Below are 15,692 nucleotides of genomic sequence, written 5' to 3'. Positions count from 1 at the left end.
GTGCCCCATTCGATCATCCTGGTGGAACATCCGGCCGAACACGCCCTGTTCGAGGGCGCACTGACCTGTGACGCGGTGCTGCCGGCGCGCTTCGACGCCGGCCGGCGCGCACTGATGCAGGCGACCTCGGAAGCTTTGCTGAAGGGGCTGGCCATCGCCGAAGACGTCAGCGGCGACGACCCCGAGGAACGCAAGGAAGCGACGCCCTCGCAGCAGCGCATCGAGGCCAAGCTCGACCTGGTGCTGTCGCTGCTCGGCCGCCTGGCGCGCCGCCACGAAGACGCCCTGCCCGTCACGGCCCTGCGCTGGTCGCATCGCGGATTGCGGCTGGATGTGGCCACGCCGCTGCCCGTTGCCAACGGTACGAACGGCATCGTCACCGTGCAGCCCGCCGCGTGGCTGAGCGACCAGATCGAACTGCCGGCCACCGTGCTCGACCAGGTGGAAGGCTCGCAGGGACTGCAGCACGTGTGGCTGCAGTTCGATGCACTGAACGCTGGCCTGGCCGAAGCGATGGACCGTCACCTGTTCCGCCTGCACCGCCGCCAGATCGCCGAAGCACGGCAACTGGCCGACCGCACGTAGCCGTGTTTTGCGCAGCGGCGTGCGCGCCTGCGCATGCGCCGTGCACCCATCACAGCCGCGCCTTGCCAACTTCGTGGTTTCCGTCGCCGTACGCGCCCCTCAACTGTGACTCGCGTCGGCATTTCACATCTCCATCGCGATTGTGAATTGGCGTTGCCGCCGTCCGCGGCTATCGTGAGACGACTCGTTACCGCGACAAGATCTGGTTCCTCCCGTGCGTGTACTCATCGTCGACGACCACACCCTGGTCCGCGCCGGCATCGGACGCCTGCTGCAGGCGCTGCCCGATGTCGATGTCGTGGCCGAGGCCTGCAACGGGCAACAGGCGCTGGACATGGCGGCCATCCACCGCCCGGACCTGATCCTGCTGGATCTTTCGCTGCCCGACCGCAGCGGGCTTGAGCTGTTGCCGCTGCTGCGCGACTCGCTGCCGCAGACGCGCGTGGTGATGATGTCCATGCACAACGATCCCACCCAGGTGCGCGTGGCGCTCGATCGCGGTTGCGCCGGCTTCGTCGTCAAGGAAGCCGCGCCGATGGAACTGGAACTCGCCCTGCGCGCCGCCGCCAATGGCCAGGTGTTCCTCAGCCCGCAGGTTTCGTCGAAGATGCTGGCGCCGATGCTCAATCAGCAGCGTCCCACCGGCATCGCCGCGCTGTCGCCGCGGCAGCGCGAGATCCTGCGCCAGCTGGGCGGCGGCATGAGCAGCAAGGAAATCGCCGCGCAGCTCGGCATCAGCGTCAAGACTGTCGAAACGCATCGCGCGCGCATGATGGAATCGCTGGGCTGCCGCCGCGCCAACGATCTGCTGCTGCTGGCCGCGCGCCACCAGAACGAACTGGCCTGAGCCTTGCAATGCATCACCGGGAGATCCGTTCCGTGACGGATTTCCGTTGTGCCGCGTCCTCCCGGGGCGCCCTTTCCCGCCATTGAACCGACGTCGTAGGGGAAACCCTGACGGCGCGTCGGGCGTGCCCGCAGCACGACCAGAATCGCCCTGATTTTTTTTCCGTCACCCGCCGCGCACAGTGTCAACACGATGTGAAGCCGACCTCGGCACGCCATCGAATCGGGGATGACGGGAATGAAGACGGGACTTTCCACCCAGCTCGGACAGCAACTCCACCTGACGCCGCAACTGCTGCAGTCGATCCGGCTGCTGCAGCTGGACGGCCTGCAGCTGGAAATGGAAGTGCGCCGCGCGCTGGACCTCAATCCGCTGCTGGAAGTCGAGGAAACCCACGACGCCGACCAGACCGCCGAGATCGAGGTGCTGCCCGCCCAGGACGTGGCCACGCTGGAAACCGCCGCCTTCGACGAACTGCCCGAATCCAGCCTGTGGGACGTCCCCGGCGCCGGCTGGCAGGACGGCGACGAAGACCGCATGCAGCGCATCGAAGCCGGCGAATCCAGCGACCCGCACGTGCGCGTGCTGGACCGGCTGGCGCTGGAACTGGACGACCGTTCGCTCGACGTGGTCGCGTTCTGGCTCGAACACACCAACGACGCCGGCTACCTGGAGCAGGCGCCCGACACCCTGGCGCTGCTGGCCTCGGCCCGCTTCGACCTGACCGTGCCGGCCGTGCTGGCGCTGCGCGAGCGCCTGCTGCGCGGCGAGTTCCCCGGCCTGGCCGCCGCCGACGTGCGCGAATGCCTGCTGGTGCAGCTGGACTGCCTGCAGGGCCGCGTGCCGGCGCGCCATGTGGCCCGCCGCATCGTCACCGACGGCATGGCGCTGCTGGCCGCCCACGAATACGACGCCCTCGCCCGCCTGCTGGAGCTGGACATCGACCAAGTGATGGAAGGCGTGCACCTGGTGCTGTCGCTGGACGCGCGCCCGGGCGCCTCGCTGGCGCCCGCCCCGACCGGCTACATCGTGCCGGACGTGGTGGCCTGGCACGCCGACTGCGCGTGGCGCGTGGCGCTGAACCCGGCCACCACGCCGCGCCTGCGCGTGAACGCCATGCAGGAGCGTGCGCTGGACCAGGCCGCACCGTCAGAAGGCGCCGGCAAGCTGCGCGAACTGCTGCAGGAAGCCCGCTGGCTGACCCGCGGCCTGTCCATCCGCTACGACACCCTGCTGCGCACCGCGCGCGCCATCGTCGAGCGCCAGGCCGGCTTCCTGACCCAGGGCGACGAAGCGATGGCGCCGCTGACGCTGAAGGAAATCGCCGACGCCATCGGCATGCACGAGTCCACCATCTCGCGCATCACCACCGGCAAGTACATGCAGACCCCGCGCGGCACGTTCGAGCTGAAGCATTTCTTCGCGGTGCGGCTGGAAGGCGCCAACGTGTCCGGTCCGGCCGTGCGCGCGATGGTGCGCCGCCTGATCGACGCCGAACCGGCCGGCAAGCCGCTGGCCGACGAAGCCATCGCCGGCCTGCTGGCCCGGCAGGGCATCCACATCGCCCGCAGGACCGTGGCGAAGTACCGCGAACAACTCGATATCGCTCCCGCCCGGGAACGCCGACGCGCTACCGTATCGGTCTTGGCCAAGGCCGGATAACGGAGCACGCACGCAATGAGCAAGATCACCGTACTGCTGGTGGACGACCACGAAGGTTTCATCAACGCCGCCCTGCGCCACCTGCGCAAGGTCGAGTGGCTGGACATCGTGGGCCGCGCCAGCAACGGCCTGGAAGCCATCGAACGCTCCGAGACCCTGCGTCCGGACGTGGTGCTGATGGACCTGGCCATGCCGGAGATGGGCGGCCTGCAGGCCACCCGCCTGATCAAGACGCAGGACGCACCGCCTTTCATCGTGATCGCCAGCCATTTCGACGACGCCGAGCACCGCGAACACGCGATGCGCGCCGGTGCCGACGACTTCGTCAGCAAGCTTTCCTACATCCAGGAAGTCTTGCCCATCCTCGAGAAATTCAAAGACCGCCGCCATGAGTGAATCCCGCATCCTCGTCATCGACGCCGACGCCACCCGTGCCGAACGCCTGGCCGGACTGCTCGAATTCATGGACCTGACACCCCGCTGGGTCGCCAGCGCCGGTGACGTGGATGTCCGCCGCGCGCGCCAGCACGACTGGCTGGCGGTGGTGGTGGGTTCGCTCGACGACCAGAAGGCCGCCGACACGTTCTTCGCCTGGCTGGGCAAGGCCCCGCTGCCGCCGCCGGTGCTGCTGCTGGAAGGCGACACCGCCGGCTTCGCCGCCGCGCACGGCCTGCACGAGGCCGGCGTGTGGGCCCTGGAAAGCCCGATCCGCCACGCGCAGCTGGAAGCCTGCCTGCGCCGCGCCAGCCTGAAGCGGCTGGACACCGAACACCAGGCGCAGCAGGTCACCACCCGCGGCCCGACCGGCAACAGCCCGGCCGTTACCCGCCTGCGCCGCATGATCGAGCAGGTCGCCGACTTCGACACCACCGTGCTGGTGCTGGGCGAGTCCGGGACCGGCAAGGAAGTGGTTGCCCGCGCCATCCACGACCAGTCGCCGCGCCGCGACGGACCGTTCGTGGCGATCAACTGCGGCGCCATCCCGCCGGACCTGCTGGAGAGCGAACTGTTCGGCCACGAGAAGGGCGCCTTCACCGGCGCGCTGACCGCGCGCAAGGGCCGCTTCGAGATGGCCGAGGGCGGCACCCTGCTGCTGGACGAGATCGGCGACATGAGCCTGCCGATGCAGGTCAAGCTGCTGCGCGTGCTGCAGGAGCGCAGCTTCGAGCGCGTCGGCGGCAACCAGACCATCCGCTGCAACGTGCGCGTGATCGCCGCCACCCACCGCAACCTGGAAGCGCGCATCGCCGACGGCCACTTCCGCGAAGACCTGTTCTACCGCCTCAACGTGTTCCCCATCGAGATGCCGGCGCTGCGCGAGCGCGCCGACGACCTGCCCGACCTGGTGATGACCATCGCCGCCCAGCTCTCGCGCACCGGCCGCGGCGAAGTGCGCTTCGCCAACGAGACCCTGCAGGCCCTGCGCCTGTACGCCTGGCCGGGCAACGTACGCGAGCTGACCAACCTGGTCGAGCGCCTGGCCGTGCTGCATCCCGGCGGCCTGGTCCGCGTGGCCGACCTGCCCAAGCGCTACCAGCCCGAAGGCGTGGACGTGCCGGCGGTGGAAACGCCGGCAGCAGTCGCCGCCGCCCCCGCCATGGCCGCGCCGCTGCCGTCGGCGATCGTCGCCGCCGCCGTGTCGCCGCCCGACCGCCTGCCCGAGGCCGGCATCGACCTGCGCGAACACATCGCCCAGATCGAACTGAACCTGATCCGCGACGCGCTGGACCGCGCCGGTGGCGTGGTCGCGCATGCCGCGCAGCTGCTGGGCCTGCGCCGCACCACGCTGGTGGAGAAGCTGCGCAAGTACGGCATCGAGCGCGAGGACGTCGCGCTGGCGACGGAAAACTGACTGGCCACGGGCGCGGTTTCCGGCACGGGTCTTGCAACTGATCAGGCAAGACACCCCGACGACCGAAGCACCCGCCCATGTCCGACGTCTCCTCCATCCTCTCGCAGATCCGCAGTTACCAGCACCAGGTCGGTACGCGTGCGCTGGAGCCGATGCCCAACCCCGGCGCGTTCACGCCCAACCGGGTGGGACTGGAGCAGCCGGGCGTCAAGGCGCCGAGCTTCGGCGACACGCTGCAGAACGCGCTGGAGGGCGTGAACAACGCCCAGAAGACCTCCGGCGCCCTGGCGCAGGCCTTCGAGCTGGGCGATCCGCGCGCTGACCTGGCGCGGGTGATGGTGGCCGCACAGCAGTCGCAGGTCGCGTTCCGCGCCACCGTGGAAGTGCGCAACCGCCTGGTGCAGGCCTACCAGGACGTGATGAACATGCCGCTGTAACGCGGCCCCACCCTCTCACCTAGAACCGAACCGTCACCATGGCCCTCACGCTGTCCAAGGAAGCCCTGAAGGAATCGCTGACCGCCGACAAGGCCGGTGCGGCGCTGACCAAGATCCAGGACGCGCGCGTGTTCAAGCAGATGGGCACGCTGCTGCTGATCGCCGGCGCCGTGGCCGTCGGCATGATGGTGTTCTTCTGGTCGCAGAAGCCGGCCTACACCCCGCTCTACACCGGCCTGGACGCCAAGGCCACCGCCGAAGCCACCGACATGCTGCGTGCGGCGCAGATTCCGTTCCAGCTGGACCAGGCCAGCGGCGCCATCTCCGTGCCGGAAGAGAACCTGCACGACGCCCGCCTGAAACTGGCCGGCGCCGGCCTGGCCGAAAGCGGCCGTCTCGGGTTCGAGATGATGGAGCGCGATCCCGGCTTCGGCGTCAGCCAGTTCGTCGAGAACGCGCGCTACCAGCACGCCCTGGAAACCGAACTGGTCCGCACCATCACCACCCTGCGCCCGGTGCGCGACGCGCGCGTGCACCTGGCTATCCCCAAGCCGTCCGCCTTCACCCGCCAGCGCGAAGTGGCCAGCGCCTCGGTCGTGCTGGACCTGCGCTCGGGCGCGCTGCTGGAACGCAACCAGGTGGACGCGATCGTGCACCTGGTGTCGTCGTCGATCCCGGACCTGGCGCCGGAGCGCGTCACCGTGGTCGACCAGAGCGGCCGCATGCTGACCATCAGCGACCCGAACAGCGAAGCCGCCCTCAACGCCGCGCAGTTCGAGCGCGTGCGCAAGCTGGAGACCTCGTTCAACGACCGCATCCGCGAACTGCTGGAACCGCTGACCGGCGCCGGGCGTGTCAACGCCGAAGTCGCCGTGGACATGGACTTCTCCGTCACCGAGGAAGCGCGCGAGACCTTCGCCAACGACCCGGCCAAGATCCGCAGCGAACAGGTCAGCCAGAACACCGTCGCCGGCACCGGCCCGGAGGGCGTGCCCGGCGCCACCAGCAACACGCCGCCCGGTCCGAACGCGGCGGCCGCCCCGAATCCCGCCGCCCCGGTGGAAACCGCGAGCAGCGCCACCCGCAACTTCGAGATGGACCGCACGCTGCAGCACACCCGCCAGCCGGCCGGCCGCGTGCGCCGCGTCACCGCCGCCGTGCTGGTCGACCACGTACCGCGCACCGGCGAGAACGGCAAGGTGGTGATGACCGCGCTGGACGCCGCCACCCTGACCCGCATCGAGGCGCTGGTGAAGGAAGCCGTCGGCTTCGACGCCGAACGCGGCGACTCGGTATCGGTGATGAACGCGCCGTTCGTGCGCGAGACCGAAGCACCGGTCGACGTGCCGTTCTGGGAAAGCCCGTGGCTGCACAACCCGATGGTGCGCGACATCGCACGCTACGGCTTGGGTGCGCTGGTGGTCATCGTGCTGCTGTTCGGCGTGCTGCGCCCGGCCATGCGCCAGATCATCAGCCCGTCGGCCCGGCAGAAGCGCGAGGACGAGGACGGCATCGACGTCAGCGTGGTCGACGAGGACGGCGAGGACGGCGTGGTCGCCACGCTCTCGCACGAACAGCTGCCGCCGATGCGTGCTCTGCCCTCGGATGCCTACGAGGATCGCCTGCGCCAGGCGCGCGAGGCGGTGAAGACCGACTCCAAGCAGGTCGCACAGGTGGTCAAGGACTGGGTGGCCAATGATGAATAACGCACCGGACACCAGCCTCACCGGCGTGCAGCGCGCCGCCGTGCTGCTGCTCTCGCTGGGCGAGGAAGACGCCGCCGAAGTGCTCAAGCACATGAACGCCAAGGAGGTGCAGAAGCTCGGCATCGCCATGGCCACCATCTCCGGCATCAGCCGCGAGCAGGTGATGCAGGTGATGGCCACCTTCGGCGAGGCGCTGCACAAGCAGACCTCGCTGGGCATGGGCGCCGACGACTATGTGCGCAAGGTGCTGGTGCAGGCGCTGGGCGAGGACAAGGCCGGCGGCCTGATCGACCGCATCCTGCTGGGCCGCAACACCACCGGCCTGGACACGCTGAAGTGGATGGACCCGCGCGCGATCGCCGACCTGGTGCGCAACGAGCATCCGCAGATCATCGCCATCGTGCTGGCCCACCTGGACAGCGACCAGGCCGCCGACACCCTCAAGCTGCTGCCCGAACGCACCCGCACCGACGTGCTGCTGCGCATCGCCACGCTCGACGGCATTCCACCCAACGCACTGAACGAGCTCAACGAGATCATGGAGCGCCAGTTCGCCGGCAACCAGAACCTCAAGGCCTCCAGCATCGGCGGCGTGAAGGTCGCGGCCAACATCCTCAACTTCATGGACTCCGGCCAGGACCAGGTGATCCTGGGCAGCATCACCCAGGTCGACGCCGACCTGGGCGCGCGCATCCAGGACCTCATGTTCGTGTTCGACAACCTGGCCGACCTGGGTGACCGCGAACTGCAGGCGCTGCTGCGCGAAGTGCCGAACGACCGCCTGGGCCTGGCGCTGCGCGGCGCCGACGCCAAGGTGAAGGAAAAGATCACCCGCAACATGTCGCAACGCGCCGCGCAGATCCTGCTGGAAGACATGGAAGCGCGCGGTCCGGTGCGCCTGTCCGACGTGGAAGGCGCGCAGAAGGAAATCCTCGCCATCGTCCGCCGCCTGGCTGACCAGGGCGTCATCGCCCTCACCGCCAGCGCCGAGGAAATGGTATGAGCACGCCCTCGCCGCTGCGCTGGATGCCGGCCCCGCTCGACGTGGTCGTCACCGACGCGCCCGCCGAACAGGACGCGCCCGCACTGGTGCCGCCGACGCTGGAAGAGATCCAGGCCATCCAAGACGCCGCCTACCGTGAAGGCCTGGAGCGCGGCCTCGCGGAAGGCCACGCCGAAGGCTTCGGCCAGGGCCAGGCCGAGGTGCGCCGCCTCGCCGCGCAGATGGAAGGCATCCTCGACAACTTCTCGCGGCCGCTCGACCGGCTGGAGAACGAAGTGGTCGCCGCGCTGTCCGAGCTCGCCGTGCGCATCGCCGGCGCACTGGTCGGCCGTGCCTACCAGACCGATCCGGTCCTGCTGCAGGAACTGGCCACCTCGGCGCTCGATGCCGTCGGCGGCTCGCAGCGCGAGGTCGAACTGCGCCTGCATCCGGACGACATCGCCGCGCTGACGCCGGTGCTGGCGATGACCGCGCACACCCGCCTGACCGCGGACACCTCGCTCAGCCGCGGCGACCTGCGCGTGCACGCCGAAAGCGTGCGCATCGACGGCACCCTGGAAGCACGCCTGCGCGGCGCGCTCGACACCGTCCTCAACCGCGGTGCACGCGCATGAGTGCGCAACCGCTGGAGTGGCTGACCGCGCGCGACCTGCGCCTGTCCGCGCGCCTGTCGCAGATCAATCCCGAACTCGGCGGCCACGGCCTGATCCGCGAAGGCATCCTGCGCCGCGCGGTCGGCCTGACCCTGGAAGCCATCGGCTGCGAGGCGCCGATGGGCGCCACCTGCAAGGTCGAGGTGGTCGACGGCGGCTGGGTCGATGCCGAAGTGGTCGGCTTCTCCGGTGAACGCACCTACCTGATGCCCAGCGCCGAACTGCACGGCCTGCTGCCGAATGCGCGCGTGGTGCCATCGCGTCGTCGCGGCGGCGTGGAAGTGGGCGAAGGCCTGCTGGGCCGTGTGATCGACAGCGACGGCGTGCCGCTCGACGGCCGCGGCCCGATCCGCGCCGAAGGCAGCGTCAGCCTGGCCGGCATGGCGATCAATCCGCTGTCGCGCGAACCGATCACCCAGCCGCTGGACGTCGGCGTGCGCGCGATCAACGCGCTGCTGCCGATCGGCCGCGGCCAGCGCGTCGGCCTGTTCGCCGGCTCGGGCGTCGGCAAGTCCACGCTGCTGGGCATGATGACCCGCTATACCGCCGCCGACGTCATTGTCGTCGGCCTGATCGGCGAACGCGGGCGCGAAGTGCGCGACTTCGTCGAGACCACGCTGGGCCCGTCCGGCCTGGCGCGCGCCGTCGTCGTCGCCAGTCCCGCCGACCGTCCGCCGCTGGCGCGCCTGCAGGGCGCCTATCGCGCCACCGCGATCGCCGAATGGTTCCGCGACCAGGGCCTCAACGTGCTGCTGCTGATGGACTCGCTGACCCGCTTCGCCCAGGCGCAGCGCGAGATCGGCCTGTCGGTCGGCGAGCCGCCGACCACGCGCGGTTATCCGCCGTCCGTGTTCGCCCGCCTGCCGGCGCTGGTCGAACGCGCCGGCAACGGTGCCAAGGGTCGCGGTTCGATCACCGCCTTCTACACCGTGCTGACCGAAGGCGACGATCCCCAGGATCCGATCGCCGACGCCGCCCGCGCCATCCTCGACGGCCACATCCTGCTGTCGCGCCGCGTCGCCGATGCCGGCCTGTACCCGGCCATCGACGTGGAATCGTCGGTCAGCCGCGTGGTCACCGAGATCGCAGACGAAACCTGGCGCGACCGCATCCGCAAGCTCAAGCGCCTGCTGTCGGCCTACAACAGCAATCGCGACCTGATCGCGATCGGCGCCTACCAGCGCGGCAACGATCCGACCGTGGACGAAGCGCTCGAACGCTGGCCCGAGATCGTCGAGTTCCTCGGCCAGGACGTGGCGCGCGCCGCCGACCTGCCGAGCAGCCGCGCCGCGCTGGAGTCCCTGATCCAACGCAACATCGCCGCCGGCATGCCCCTGCCGCCCGGCCTGCAGTAACGCCAAGGAACCCCCACGATGATGCAGTCCCGCCGAATCGACCCGCTGCTGCGCCGCGCCCAGGAGCACGAGGATTCCATCGCCCGCGAACTGGCCGAGCGCCAGAACACGCTTGCGCAGCACGAATCGCGACTGGAGGAACTGCGCCAGTACGCCGAGGACTACGCCAACAGCCAGATGGCCGCCACCAGTCCGGCGCAGCTCGCCAACCGTCGCGCCTTCCTCGAACGCATCGACCAGGCGCTCAAACAGCAGTTGCAGAACGTCGACCGCAGCCGCGCCAGCGTGGACATCGAACGCGACCGCCTGCTGCTGGCCAGCCGCGACAAGCAGGTGCTTGAGCAACTGGCCGCCAGCTATCGCGTGCAGGAAAAGCTGATCGTCGACCGCCGCGACCAGCGCGAGATGGACGACGTGGGTGCGCGCCGTGCACGCCTGGCGGCCACCGCCCGCGAGAACGAGGACGCCTGATGCCGTCGCCGACCTCCGCGCTGTCTTTCGCCCCCAAGGCGCCTGCGTCCGCGACGCCGCCCGGGAATGCGGCCGCTGCCAACGACGAGACCGCCGTGAAGAAGCCGGCGTTCGACGACATGGTCCGTCGCCCCGTCAAGCACGACGACGCGCCACGTTCCTCCGAGGCACGCGCTCGCGGGACGAAGGAACCCGTCGGGCAACGCGCCGACAGCGCCGCGCGAACGCAGGACGAAACGGCGCGCCCCCCTGCTGCGGACGACAAGCCAGAAGATGCCCTCGCCGCATCCCCGATCCTGCCGCCCGTACTGATGGAACTGCCCGTGCCGTCCGTTGCCGTGCCTTCGGACACCACGGCCACCGCATTGACCGATCCGCTCGGCAACCCCCTGCTCAGCGGCGCTCAGCCGGCTACGACGACGCCCACGCCCGATGCCCTGTTGTCGGGAGTACGTGCGGCTCTGCCGACCCTGCCGACCCTGCCGGGCACGCTCGACGCTACGGCGATCATCGCCTCGCCGGACAGCGGCGACATCGCCCCACCCGCCAGCGTCGATACGACATCACCGCTGCCGACCGCCGCCGCGACGTCCGACACCAAGGCGCCGCTGCAGAACCTGCTGTCCTTCGCCACGCACCTTGCCAGCGGCCAGGTCGCCGCCGCCGTGCCCGACGCCGTCAAGCTCGGCCGCGATATCGTCGATGCGCTGCGCAGCGACGACGGCGACGCGGCCGCACCGACCGGCAACCTGCTGGCCGGCGTCGGCGCCTCCAATGCACCACTCGGCCTGGCGCGCACCGACACCGTCAATGCCCTGCAGGCACCGAGCGCCGACCTGCACGGCGGCCACTTCGACGACGACATCGGCGACGCCGTGCGCTGGATGGCCGACCAGAAGATCGGCCATGCCCACATCAAGGTCACGCCGAACGACCTGGGCACGGTGGAGATCCGCCTGCGCCTGGACGGCGACCGCGTGCACGCCGACTTCTCCAGTGCCCAGGCCGATGTACGCCAGGCGCTGGAAAGCAGCCTGCCGCGCCTGCGCGAGATGCTGGGCCAGCACGGCTTCCAGCTCGCCCACGCCGACGTGGGCCAGCAGCACACGCCGCGCCCGCAGGGCGGCGGTCCGGCGTTCGGCGAAGGCGGAGGCGACAGCGCAGAACCCGCCATCGAAACACCTCGCACCGTCCGCATGACCGCCCGCGGCCTGGTCGACGCCTACGCCTGACGGCCCGCCGTAGTTGCTGTAGGAGCGACGTGAGTCGCGACCGTATGAACTCGGCATCATTGACGCTGGATCAGACGTTCATCCGCGCTTGAATGACGGTCCCGGACGCAGATGAGGTGCGGTCGCGACTCACGTCGCTCCTACAGAAATCCCACCCGTCAAAACCCCGTCGGCCCCGCTTCCGTACCACGGCACACCGCTTGCATCCCTGGGTTGACCCCTCAGGAGATCCAGCGCCGTGGCAGCCGCCGACAAGAACGCAAGCAAATCCAAGGCCGACAAGGGCGACAAGCCCAAGGGCGGCAAGTCGCTGCTGACCATCGGACTGGTGGCCGTGATCGCGGCCGGCGCAGCGGGCGCCGGCGCCTGGTACTTCGCCAGCCACGGCACGAAGGACGAGAAGGCCGACGCCCCCGAGGCCAAGAAGCCGGGTGAAGTGCCCGCACCGGCGCAGTACTTCGCGCTCGAACCGCCTTTCGTCGTCAACCTCGTCGGTGAAACCGGCGGCGCCCGCTACCTGCAGGTGGAAGTCCAGCTGATGACGCGCGATCCCGAAGCGATGACCGCCATCCAGCTGCATGCGCCAGCCATCCGTGCACGGCTGCTGATGCTGTTCGCCCAGCAGGACGCTGCCAGCCTGATGTCGCGCGAAGGCAAGGAGCGCCTGCAGAACGCCGCCCTCGGCGAAGTGAAATCGCTGCTGGTGGCCGAGACCGGCAAGCCCAGCGCCGAATCGATCCTCTTCACCAGTTTCGTGATGCAGTGACGGATACCCGCCGCCATGACCAGTGACCTGCTGTCGCAAGACGAGATCGACGCGCTTCTGAACGGCGTCGACTCCGGCGTCATCGAGACCGAGGAACCGCCGCACGATCCGACGGTGGCGCGGACCTACGATTTCGCCAGCCAGGACCGCATCGTCCGCGGCCGCCTGCCGACGCTGGAAATGATCAACGAGCGCTTCGTGCGCACGTGGCGGATCGGCCTGTTCAACCTGCTGCGCCGCTCCGCCGAGCTGTCGGTACGCGGCATCGAGACGGTCAAGTTCAGCGACTACCTGCATTCGCTGTACGTGCCCACCAATCTCAACCTGGTCAAGTTCAAGCCGCTGCGCGGCGTGGGCCTGATCGTGTTCGAACCGAAGCTGGTGTTCACCATGGTGGACAACTTCTTCGGCGGCGACGGCCGTTACCCGGCCAAGATCGAAGGCCGCGAGTTCACCGCCACCGAGATGCGCGTGATCCAGCTGCTGCTGAAGCAGACCTTTGCCGACCTGATCGATGCCTGGGCGCCGGTGATGCAGGTGGACTTCGAGTACATCACCAGCGAGGTCAATCCGCACTTCGCCAACATCGTCAGCCCGCGCGAGTACGTGGTGGTCAGCCGCTTCCACGTGGAGCTGGACGGCGGCGGCGGCGACCTGCACGTCACCCTGCCCTATTCCATGCTCGAGCCGATCCGCGAACTGCTCGACGCCGGCATCCAGTCCGACCGCGTGCACGACGACGACAGCTTCCGCGTGACGATGCACGAGCAGCTGCGCAGCGCCGAAGTCACCGTCTCCAGCGTGCTGGCGGAGAAGCGCATCAACCTGCGCGAGCTCACCCGCCTGAAGATCGGCGACATCCTGCCCATCGACCTGCCCAAGTGCGTGCCGGTCTGCGTGGAGCAGGTACCGGTGTTCACCGGCGAGTTCGGCATCTCCAACGGACTCAACGCGGTGAAGATCACCGCCCACCACCCTCCCGGCAGCCGGCACCAGCCGCCGACCGCCGGCCGCCACGCCCTTGCACCCGTCGCCTTCCAGGACGCCACGCCATGATTCCCGAGAACGAAGAAGCCCTCGCCACCGCCTTCGGCGATACCGCGCTTGCCGACCACGGCGCCCATGCCGGCCACGACATGGACATGAGCCTGGACGTCATCCTCGACGTGCCGGTGACGCTGTCGCTGGAAGTCGGCCGCACGCGCATGCCCATCCGCAACCTGCTGCAGCTCAACCAGGGCTCGGTGGTGGAACTGGAGCGCGGCGCCGGCGAACCGCTGGACGTGTTCGTCAACGGCACGCTGATCGCGCATGGCGAAGTCGTGGTGGTGAACGACCGCTTCGGCGTGCGCCTGACCGACGTGGTCAGCCCCAGCGAACGCATCCGCCGCCTGCGCTGAGCCGATCGCCATGCACGCCTTCGCCCTGCTCGCCGCCGCCGCGGCGCCCGCCCAGAAGATCGGCCAGCACGCGCCGTCCACGCCCGGCATCGGCGGCGCGCTGGTCGGCCTGGTGCTGGTGCTGGGCCTGATCCTGGGCCTGGCCTGGTTGCTCAAGCGCATGCCCGGCATGGGCGTCGGCATCCGGCCCAGCGAACAGCTGCGCGTGGTGTCGATGCTGTCGGTCGGCACCAAGGAGCGCGTGATGGTCATCGAGGTCGGCAAGGAGCAGCTGCTGATCGGCGTGACCGCCGGCGGCATCACCGCGCTGCACACGCTGCCCGAACCGCTGGTCGTCGCCCCGGCGCCGGCCCTGCCTAATTTCGCCGAACTGCTGGCCAAGCGCCTGCGCAAAGAGTCCTGAGATGCGTCGTTTCGTTCTTTCCCTGATCTGCCTGCTGTGGCTGGCCGCGCCGACGCTGGCGTTCGCGCAGGCGGCGACCGCGCCTGCCGCAGCACCTGCGGCGACACCGGCGGCGCCTGCCGCACCGACGGCGCCCGCGTTGCCGACGCTGCCCAAGGTCAATGTCGGCCAGGTCGGCGACAACACCGTCAGTCTGCCGCTGCAGACGCTGCTGCTGATGACGGCCATCACGCTGATCCCGTCGGCACTGCTGGCGATGACGGCGTTCACCCGCATCATCATCGTGCTGGGCCTGCTGCGACAGGCGCTGGGCACGGGCCAGACGCCCTCCAATCAGGTGCTGGTGGGCCTGGCGCTGTTCCTGACCATGCTGGTGATGATGCCGGTCGGCGAAAAGGCGTGGGCACAGGGTATGGCGCCCTATCTCAACGGCCAGATCGACTTCTCCACCGCGTGGACGCTGACCACCGGCCCGCTACGCGACTTCATGCTGGCGCAGGTGCGCGAGACCGATCTGATGACCTTCGCCGGCCTGGCCGGACACGGCAGCTATACCAGTCCGGATGCGGTGCCGTTCCCGATCGTCGTGGCGTCGTTCATCACCAGCGAGCTGAAGACCGCGTTCGAGATCGGTTTCCTGATCTTCATCCCGTTCGTGATCATCGATCTGGTGGTCGCCAGCGTGCTGATGTCGATGGGCATGATGATGCTGTCGCCGATGCTGGTGTCCGCACCGTTCAAGATCCTGCTGTTCGTGCTGGTCGACGGCTGGGTGCTGATCGTCGGCTCGCTGGCGGCGAGCTTCAACTAGGAGCGAGGCGTGGGTGGAGAGGAGTGAGGAGTGAGCGAAAAGCCACCCCCGACTTGCCTCCCTTGCTCCTGCTGTTGCTTCTCCTCACTCCTCACTCCTCTCCACTCACTTCTCTAATCCTCATGAGCCCTGAAACCGCCCTCACCGAACTTCGCGATGGTCTGGAGATCGCCCTCTGGGTCGGTGGCCCGCTGCTGCTGGTCGTACTGGTCGTCGGTGTGGTCATCGGCGTGATCCAGGCGGCCACGCAACTCAACGAGCCCACCATCGCCTTCGTCGCCAAGGCCATCGCCCTGACCGCCGCGCTGTTCGCCACCGGCAGCTACCTGCTCGGCGTGCTGGTGGAATACACGACGACGTTGTTCCAGCGACTGCCGCATTTGATCGGCTGAGGCCAGGAGTGAGCGGAAAGGAGTGAGGAGTGAGCAAAAGCCACATCCGACATACCCCCTCCCGCTCCTGCTTCTGCTCCTACTCACTCCTCACTCCTCCCCACTCACTTCTCGCCT

The 15,692-nt window shown here is 69.0% G+C and carries 18 protein-coding genes; all 18 read left to right on the top strand.

The features are described 5' to 3' along the window. Nucleotides 1–585, top strand: a complete 585-nt coding sequence (locus tag ASD77_RS16650; RefSeq protein ID WP_055944557.1) for a PilZ domain-containing protein — start codon at nt 1–3, stop codon at nt 583–585. 214 nt (nt 586–799) lie between these two features. Continuing rightward, nucleotides 800–1,432: a response regulator transcription factor gene (locus ASD77_RS16645; RefSeq protein WP_055944553.1), complete on the top strand. Its 633-nt coding sequence runs from the start codon at nt 800–802 to the stop codon at nt 1,430–1,432. Between the two features lie 237 nt (nt 1,433–1,669). Beyond that, on the top strand, nt 1,670–3,094 hold the full coding sequence (gene rpoN, locus ASD77_RS16640) for an RNA polymerase factor sigma-54 (protein WP_055944550.1): 1,425 nt from the start codon (nt 1,670–1,672) through the stop codon (nt 3,092–3,094). A 15-nt stretch (nt 3,095–3,109) separates the two neighbouring features. After that, complete coding sequence (locus ASD77_RS16635) at nt 3,110–3,490, top strand: response regulator transcription factor (protein ID WP_055944547.1); 381 nt, start codon at nt 3,110–3,112, stop codon at nt 3,488–3,490. Next, complete coding sequence (locus tag ASD77_RS16630; RefSeq protein ID WP_055944544.1) at nt 3,483–4,946, top strand: sigma-54 dependent transcriptional regulator; 1,464 nt, start codon at nt 3,483–3,485, stop codon at nt 4,944–4,946. The genes ASD77_RS16635 and ASD77_RS16630 overlap by 8 nt, the downstream gene beginning before the upstream one ends. A gap of 77 nt (nt 4,947–5,023) precedes the next feature. Then, complete coding sequence (fliE, locus tag ASD77_RS16625; RefSeq protein ID WP_055944542.1) at nt 5,024–5,383, top strand: flagellar hook-basal body complex protein FliE; 360 nt, start codon at nt 5,024–5,026, stop codon at nt 5,381–5,383. A 38-nt stretch (nt 5,384–5,421) separates the two neighbouring features. Next, a complete protein-coding gene (gene fliF / locus ASD77_RS16620; RefSeq protein WP_055944539.1) occupies nt 5,422–7,089 on the top strand; it encodes a flagellar basal-body MS-ring/collar protein FliF in 1,668 nt (555 codons plus the stop codon). Beyond that, entirely contained in the window at nt 7,082–8,092 is a 1,011-nt protein-coding gene (fliG, locus tag ASD77_RS16615; protein WP_055945094.1) for a flagellar motor switch protein FliG, read from the top strand. The genes fliF and fliG overlap by 8 nt, the downstream gene beginning before the upstream one ends. A 23-nt stretch (nt 8,093–8,115) precedes the next feature. Further along, entirely contained in the window at nt 8,116–8,706 is a 591-nt protein-coding gene (locus ASD77_RS16610) for a FliH/SctL family protein (RefSeq protein WP_055945092.1), read from the top strand. Further along, a complete protein-coding gene (gene fliI / locus ASD77_RS16605; RefSeq protein ID WP_055944536.1) occupies nt 8,703–10,100 on the top strand; it encodes a flagellar protein export ATPase FliI in 1,398 nt (465 codons plus the stop codon). The genes ASD77_RS16610 and fliI overlap by 4 nt, the downstream gene beginning before the upstream one ends. Nucleotides 10,101–10,118: 18 nt before the next feature. Continuing rightward, on the top strand, nt 10,119–10,571 hold the full coding sequence (gene fliJ / locus ASD77_RS16600) for a flagellar export protein FliJ (protein ID WP_055944533.1): 453 nt from the start codon (nt 10,119–10,121) through the stop codon (nt 10,569–10,571). Next, nucleotides 10,571–11,803, top strand: a complete 1,233-nt coding sequence (locus ASD77_RS16595) for a flagellar hook-length control protein FliK (protein WP_055944528.1) — start codon at nt 10,571–10,573, stop codon at nt 11,801–11,803. The genes fliJ and ASD77_RS16595 overlap by 1 nt, the downstream gene beginning before the upstream one ends. Before the next feature lie 238 nt (nt 11,804–12,041). Next, complete coding sequence (locus tag ASD77_RS16590; protein WP_055944525.1) at nt 12,042–12,569, top strand: flagellar basal body-associated FliL family protein; 528 nt, start codon at nt 12,042–12,044, stop codon at nt 12,567–12,569. Between the two features lie 15 nt (nt 12,570–12,584). Next, nucleotides 12,585–13,625 carry a flagellar motor switch protein FliM gene (gene fliM / locus ASD77_RS16585; protein ID WP_055944522.1) on the top strand — a complete coding sequence of 347 codons (1,041 nt, stop codon included), beginning with the start codon at nt 12,585–12,587 and terminating at the stop codon, nt 13,623–13,625. Further along, nucleotides 13,622–13,969 carry a flagellar motor switch protein FliN gene (gene fliN, locus ASD77_RS16580; RefSeq protein WP_055944519.1) on the top strand — a complete coding sequence of 116 codons (348 nt, stop codon included), beginning with the start codon at nt 13,622–13,624 and terminating at the stop codon, nt 13,967–13,969. The genes fliM and fliN overlap by 4 nt, the downstream gene beginning before the upstream one ends. A 10-nt stretch (nt 13,970–13,979) precedes the next feature. Next, a complete protein-coding gene (gene fliO, locus ASD77_RS16575) occupies nt 13,980–14,372 on the top strand; it encodes a flagellar biosynthetic protein FliO (RefSeq protein ID WP_055944516.1) in 393 nt (130 codons plus the stop codon). Between the two features lies 1 nt (nt 14,373). After that, entirely contained in the window at nt 14,374–15,183 is an 810-nt protein-coding gene (gene fliP, locus ASD77_RS16570; protein ID WP_055944513.1) for a flagellar type III secretion system pore protein FliP, read from the top strand. Nucleotides 15,184–15,305: 122 nt separating this feature from the next. Continuing rightward, on the top strand, nt 15,306–15,575 hold the full coding sequence (locus tag ASD77_RS16565) for a flagellar biosynthetic protein FliQ (RefSeq protein WP_055944511.1): 270 nt from the start codon (nt 15,306–15,308) through the stop codon (nt 15,573–15,575). Nucleotides 15,576–15,692 lie beyond the last annotated feature (117 nt).

Origin of the sequence: Pseudoxanthomonas sp. Root65, from assembly GCF_001427635.1 — a bacterium.
Classification (GTDB): domain Bacteria; phylum Pseudomonadota; class Gammaproteobacteria; order Xanthomonadales; family Xanthomonadaceae; genus Pseudoxanthomonas_A.
This window is presented reverse-complemented; position numbering and strand designations above follow the sequence as displayed.

What these genes read in the sequence shown, in the direction of transcription:
- rpoN (WP_055944550.1), top strand. Translation starts at nt 1,670, where the DNA reads ATGAAGACGGGACTTTCCACCCAGCTCGGACAGCAACTCCACCTGACG.
- ASD77_RS16635 (WP_055944547.1), top strand. Translation starts at nt 3,110, where the DNA reads ATGAGCAAGATCACCGTACTGCTGGTGGACGACCACGAAGGTTTCATC.
- ASD77_RS16630 (WP_055944544.1), top strand. Translation starts at nt 3,483, where the DNA reads ATGAGTGAATCCCGCATCCTCGTCATCGACGCCGACGCCACCCGTGCC.
- fliE (WP_055944542.1), top strand. Translation starts at nt 5,024, where the DNA reads ATGTCCGACGTCTCCTCCATCCTCTCGCAGATCCGCAGTTACCAGCAC.
- fliF (WP_055944539.1), top strand. Translation starts at nt 5,422, where the DNA reads ATGGCCCTCACGCTGTCCAAGGAAGCCCTGAAGGAATCGCTGACCGCC.
- fliG (WP_055945094.1), top strand. Translation starts at nt 7,082, where the DNA reads ATGAATAACGCACCGGACACCAGCCTCACCGGCGTGCAGCGCGCCGCC.
- ASD77_RS16610 (WP_055945092.1), top strand. Translation starts at nt 8,116, where the DNA reads ATGCCGGCCCCGCTCGACGTGGTCGTCACCGACGCGCCCGCCGAACAG.
- fliI (WP_055944536.1), top strand. Translation starts at nt 8,703, where the DNA reads ATGAGTGCGCAACCGCTGGAGTGGCTGACCGCGCGCGACCTGCGCCTG.
- fliJ (WP_055944533.1), top strand. Translation starts at nt 10,119, where the DNA reads ATGATGCAGTCCCGCCGAATCGACCCGCTGCTGCGCCGCGCCCAGGAG.
- ASD77_RS16595 (WP_055944528.1), top strand. Translation starts at nt 10,571, where the DNA reads ATGCCGTCGCCGACCTCCGCGCTGTCTTTCGCCCCCAAGGCGCCTGCG.
- fliM (WP_055944522.1), top strand. Translation starts at nt 12,585, where the DNA reads ATGACCAGTGACCTGCTGTCGCAAGACGAGATCGACGCGCTTCTGAAC.
- fliN (WP_055944519.1), top strand. Translation starts at nt 13,622, where the DNA reads ATGATTCCCGAGAACGAAGAAGCCCTCGCCACCGCCTTCGGCGATACC.
- fliO (WP_055944516.1), top strand. Translation starts at nt 13,980, where the DNA reads ATGCACGCCTTCGCCCTGCTCGCCGCCGCCGCGGCGCCCGCCCAGAAG.
- fliP (WP_055944513.1), top strand. Translation starts at nt 14,374, where the DNA reads ATGCGTCGTTTCGTTCTTTCCCTGATCTGCCTGCTGTGGCTGGCCGCG.
- ASD77_RS16565 (WP_055944511.1), top strand. Translation starts at nt 15,306, where the DNA reads ATGAGCCCTGAAACCGCCCTCACCGAACTTCGCGATGGTCTGGAGATC.